The sequence below is a fragment of the Clostridium sp. LS genome (assembly GCF_002760435.1).
Taxonomy (GTDB): Bacteria; Bacillota; Clostridia; order Clostridiales; family Clostridiaceae; genus Clostridium.
In genome coordinates this window covers 1-5,473 of record NZ_AUUU01000254.1, presented here as the reverse complement: position 1 = coordinate 5,473, position 5,473 = coordinate 1, and the positions used below count along the sequence as shown (strand labels likewise).

The following is a 5,473-nucleotide window of genomic DNA, read 5'->3' as shown; positions in this document are numbered from 1 at the left end:
GCAAAATTACCTAGAAACTGGAACAAAAGTATGTTGCTGATTTCGGTGAGTTATATGCATAAGTCTAAGTTATATTTTGTATATCTATAATTATACTTACAGATGTATTTGTAATATAATTGACTTATTTATGGAGTAATATTATTATATATAATCTTTAATATGTAGTAAATTTTATAAATCACGTTTGATTAAATTTATTGTGCAAGGAGATGAGTGATAATGAAAAAAACTATTTTAATAGTTGAGGATGAATTAAGAATTAGATTTTTACTAAGGGATTATTTAATGAGAGAAGATTACAACGTATTCGAAGCCTCTAATGGTGAAGAAGGTTTGTTTGTTTTTAGTACTCAAAAAATAGATTTAGTGCTTTTAGATATAATGATGCCAGTTATGGACGGATTAACAATGCTTGAAAAATTAAGAGAGGTTTCAACCGTTCCTGTAATTCTCCTTACCGCTAAAGGCGAAGAAGAAGATAAATTACAAGGATATGATTACGGCGCAGATGATTATATGACAAAACCATTTAGTCCTAAGGTTGTGATTGCTAAAGTTAGAGCCTTACTAAAAAGAACTAGAGAAGATTTAGATTCAAGCTCTCAAGATTTTAATGGTCTTACTATTAATAAGCTTTCACATGAAGTAAAAATAGATGGAAAAGAAGTAATATTATCTCCAAAGGAATATGAACTGTTAATGTACTTAGTTACTAATGAAGGAATTGCATTAAGCAGGGATAATATTCTAGATAACGTTTGGGGGGTAGATTATTATGGGGACATCCGTACCGTTGATACTAATGTTAAAAGACTTCGTGAAAAATTGTTAGACAAGGCAAATTATATTATAACTGTCCGTGGCAGCGGTTATAAATTTGAGGTAAAAGAATGAAAAGAAGTTTATCTAAAAGATTATTTGGCATAACATTATCTCTAGTTATTGCTTTAATGCTTTTGACTTATTTTGCACAAGCTTTTTTCTTTGAGAACTTTTATTCTTATAAAAAGACAATATCCTTAGTAAAGGAAGTTAATAAATTTAATGATTTATATTCCCTTCACATTGATAGTGATGCTGATTTATATAAAGCCCTTCAAAAATTCGAAAATGATAATAATGCTCAAATCATAATTTTTCAAAATGGAAAAATCATGTATGCATCTAATACTATTTATGGAAACCAGGAAAGTTATGACAGCTTCACAAGCTCTGCATCAGAACTAATTAATGACAAAGATTTAATAAATCAAGCAATTACATATTCTCAACCTAGATATAAAAATTTTGAAAACGAAAGTACTGGATTGAGAAAAATTGGAGTAGTTAGCCCTATGTCATTAAATAATAAAAATGACAGCCTTATTTTCTGCATTGCTTCAATTCAACCTATAAAGGAAGCTTCTGAAGTAATAAGTGAGTTCTTTCTTTATTTATTCTTTGGATTAATTATTGTTTCAATAATACTGGCATTAATATATTCTAACTTAATATCCAAACCTCTTGTAAATTTAACTCTTGCTGCAAATAAAATATCTAAAATGAACTTTACTGAGGTCTGCGAAACTGATAGAGAAGATGAAATAGGCAGTCTTGCTAAATCCTTAAACTTTTTATCCAAAAACCTTCAAACTGCTTTATTAGATTTACAACAAAAAAACAAAAAATTGGAGCTGGATATTGAAAAGGAAAGACAATTGGAAGATATGAGAAAAGATTTTATATCTAATGTCAGTCATGAATTAAAGACTCCTATTGGCATCATAGAAGGGTATGCCGAAGGTCTTAAAGATGGAATTGTTTCAGGAGAAGATGCTAATATGTATTTAGAAACTATAATTGACGAATCTAAGAAAATGAGCGTTTTAGTTACTAATATGCTGGAACTTTCAAAACTCGAATCAGGAACTATCAAACCAAACTTTGAGGCTTTTAATATAAATAGGTTAATTAAAAAAATCTTGAAGAAACACTCCATTGACTTTGAAGAAAATAAGTTTAATGTAAGTTTTAATTCTTCTACACCTTATAGCTACGTTTATGCAGATCCGTTTCAAATGGAGCAGGTTCTAACTAATATAATAACAAATGCAATTAAATATACCCCTCCAAATAACAATATAAATATTTCAATTGAAGAGGGCTTAGATAAATTTAAAATATCAGTTCAAAATATGGGTGTAACTATTCCTGACGAAGAAATAAGCAAACTTTTTGATAAATTTTATAGGTTAGATAAATCTAGAGAAAGAACTCAAAAGAACAGTACAGGTATTGGACTATCAATAGTTAAAAATATTCTGCACCTTCATAATAGCGAGTTTAATTTACAAAATATCAATGGCGGCGTAGAATTTTACTTTTATCTAGAAAAAATCGTATCCCCTGAAGAACAGGAAGAATTTTGATTATAAAAAAATTAAGATAACAGGTGAATCTATTATGTTGATTGACCTGCTATCTTTTTTAGTTTACTTAAATAAATCCACCGTCAGCTCTAATAATCTGCCCTGTAATATATGATGAATCATCACTGCACAAAAATACTGCAATTTTTCCTATTTCACTTGCAGAGCCAAATCTGCCTAGTGGTATTTCTTCTTCTAGTGATTTTTTTTCTTCTCCATCTAAAAATGAATTCATTGTTGTATCTATAACTCCTGGTGAAATAGCATTGACTCTAATATTTGAAGGTGCTACTTCTTTTGCAAGGGCTTTTGTAAATAAGTTTAAGCCGCCTTTTGTAGTTGAATATAGAACTTCACAAGACGCTCCTACATCCCCCCACATAGAAGAAATATTTATTATCTTCCCTGATTTCCTTGAAAGCATATCCTTAAGAACATGCTTAGTTATATTAATTGCGCCTATTAAATTAGTATTTATAATTTGCTGAATTTCTTCTTCTGTAGAATCTATAAACAAGCCAATTTGGCTTATTCCTGCATTATTAATCAAAATATCTATTTTTCCCATAACCATTAGTACTTCTTCAACTATTTCCTTACATTTTGTATATGATGATATATCTCCCTTTACAATAATTCCATATCCATTTACCTTTTTAATTTCCTCTAAAGTTTCCTTTGCTCCTTTATCATCTTTAGAATAGTTTATTATTACACTTGCTCCCTGTTTAGCAAGTTCAATGGCTATAGCCCTTCCAATTCCTCTTGACGCACCTGTAATTAAAGCAACTTTACCAGCTAGTTTATTCATAATTATCCTTAGAGAGATATTTCATATTTTATCCTAATCTCCCCAAAATTCACCCCTTCAACTCTTATCTATCTTATTTACATATAACAATATATTATTTTAGTGTTTCATCAAAAACTCTAATTGCGTTCTTGTAAAATATTTTTTCTATTTCATATTCCTTAAAATTATTATCAATAAGAACTTTATGCAGCTTATTAAATTCTGATGCATTTTTTATTTCAACTTCATTGTGTATTCCATCAAAATCGCTTCCAAGAGCTAATACATCGATTCCTCCAATTTTCTTAATGTGCTTTATATGGGCAACCATTTCTTCAATAGATGATACTTTTTTATTTCCTAAAAAATCAGAGCAAAAGTTTATTCCCATAACTCCGCCTTTTTCAGCTAATAATCTTATCATATTATCATCTAAATTTCTTGGATGGTTGGTTATAGCTCTACTATTTGAATGCGATGCAATAAATGGTTTCTTACAATTTTTAACTATATCATAAAAACCGGCATCTGACAAATGGGACACATCCGGTATTATACCTAAACTCTCACATTCCTCAATAACTTCTATTCCTTTTTTAGTTAAACCTCTATCTTTATAAATAAACTCTGCATTTGGGAAGCCTAATTGGTTTTTGTAATTCCAAGTAATTGTTAATATTCTTATCCCCATATCATATACTTTTTTTAAATTACTTATACTCCCCTTAATGACCTCCCCTTCTTCTATTGATAAAAATGCTCCAATTTTACCGTCTTCCTCAGCAGCTCTCAATTCTTTTATATTTCTAACAATTTCAATTTCATTTGAGTTTTTTTCAATTTCTTTTATAAATCTATTGTAAAGCTTTAAAAATTCCTCAAAGGGATCATTATTTAACTCTACATTAATAAAAAATGCAAATACCTGCCCTAGATTTTCGCCTTTTCTCAAATTATCAATATTAACCTTGCATAATTTACTTCTTAAATCTAAGTTTTCATAAAATATCCTACTTGCTGTATCACAATGCAAATCTATAAATTTCATATCTACGCTCCTTTACTTTAACTGCCTTGCAAAATCTAAATATTTTCCTATTCTTTCTGGACCTCCAGTAATTGTTTTATTAATATATAAAACGTCTTTGCTGTCAACTTCTATTTCCCATTTAACTAATGAAATCTCACCCTTAGTTATTTCAATACAAGTTATTGCCGATGGAAATACACAGCATCCATCATTAAAATAAAGTCCTTCATATGGTTCAGGAAATATATCATTATGTGTGTGTCCACAAATAAGAACTTTTTTCTCTCTCCTCGCTACTCTCTCAAGTATATAATCTATCTTAGTTCCCTTATCGTAATTATTGGCAGGGCTTATAGGAGATTTAAAACCTGCAACTCCCTCTAAGAATCTCCACACATATCTTACTAAAAATCTACTGCTTCTCCACATGTCACAATTAATTAAATCAACTTGATGACCATGAAATGCAATTATATCACCATACATAGGCATATATCTTAGTATTGCCCCTTCATAAAAGGTAATATTACTATATAAATTAATCATTTCACGTCCAAATCCTTTACCTGTTTCTTCAAACAGTTGTTCTTGCTTTTTAATAAATTCTGGATTAGATTTAACTATATCATGATTTCCAAACACTAATACTAATCTATTATCATAGTGAAATTCATTTAAAATTGCAAAAATATCTTTATAATTATAGGCTATATCTAAACAATCGTTGTTTTTCCAGAGCTCGTCTCCATCACCAAGTTCAATTAAAGTATATCCATTTTCATTATAAAATCCAAGGGCCGCTTTATATATATTCCTATTCTGTCTTAAAGAATCGGCGTATCCTCCATCTCCTCTATGGGCATCACTTATTAAAACTATTTTTGAAGTATCATCAAATTCGACTATCTTAGCCGTTTTCATAATTCGCTTTATAAAATTCCTGCTTTTTGTACAATCTTCTGTCATTTCCCCACCCCATAGCATATATTAATTCCATTTATTATATGTAGACTAACTTATAATTGACTTTATTTCCTATACATACAAATAAAAAAAGATGAAGATAACTTTTGATATTAAGTATCTTCATCTTTTTTATATAATTAAGTATTTAGGCACATGAAAGAAAATAACAGGTCCAAAATGCCATGATTATTTTTCATCAGACAAGAAAGTAGATTGCCCTCATAGCAGGCCTATTAGGGCAATCTGCTGACACAGTATGATGGAAAATAGGCT

Annotated in this window: 5 protein-coding genes; 2 read left to right on the top strand and 3 right to left on the bottom strand. The window is 29.5% G+C overall.

The window, feature by feature from the left end; genetic code table 11:
* Positions 1-222 precede the first annotated feature (222 nt).
* Both COL3_RS27435 and COL3_RS27430 read left to right on the top strand, forming a co-directional pair.
* Positions 223-897, top strand: coding sequence for a response regulator transcription factor (locus tag COL3_RS27435; RefSeq protein WP_008422295.1), 675 nt, complete (start codon positions 223-225; stop codon positions 895-897).
* Complete coding sequence (locus COL3_RS27430) at positions 894-2,411, top strand: HAMP domain-containing sensor histidine kinase (protein ID WP_008422296.1); 1,518 nt, start codon at positions 894-896, stop codon at positions 2,409-2,411. The genes COL3_RS27435 and COL3_RS27430 overlap by 4 nt, the downstream gene beginning before the upstream one ends.
* Positions 2,412-2,478: 67 nt before the next feature.
* Here COL3_RS27430 and COL3_RS27425 read toward each other — a convergent pair whose 3' ends face one another.
* The 3 genes from COL3_RS27425 to COL3_RS27415 all read right to left on the bottom strand — a co-directional run bounded on the left by COL3_RS27425 (position 2,479) and on the right by COL3_RS27415 (position 5,200).
* Positions 2,479-3,222 carry an SDR family oxidoreductase gene (locus COL3_RS27425; protein ID WP_008422297.1) on the bottom strand — a complete coding sequence of 248 codons (744 nt, stop codon included), beginning with the start codon at positions 3,220-3,222 and terminating at the stop codon, positions 2,479-2,481.
* 94 nt (positions 3,223-3,316) lie between these two features.
* On the bottom strand, positions 3,317-4,252 hold the full coding sequence (locus tag COL3_RS27420; RefSeq protein ID WP_008422298.1) for a dipeptidase: 936 nt from the start codon (positions 4,250-4,252) through the stop codon (positions 3,317-3,319).
* A gap of 12 nt (positions 4,253-4,264) precedes the next feature.
* Entirely contained in the window at positions 4,265-5,200 is a 936-nt protein-coding gene (locus tag COL3_RS27415; protein ID WP_035283148.1) for a metallophosphoesterase, read from the bottom strand.
* Positions 5,201-5,473 lie beyond the last annotated feature (273 nt).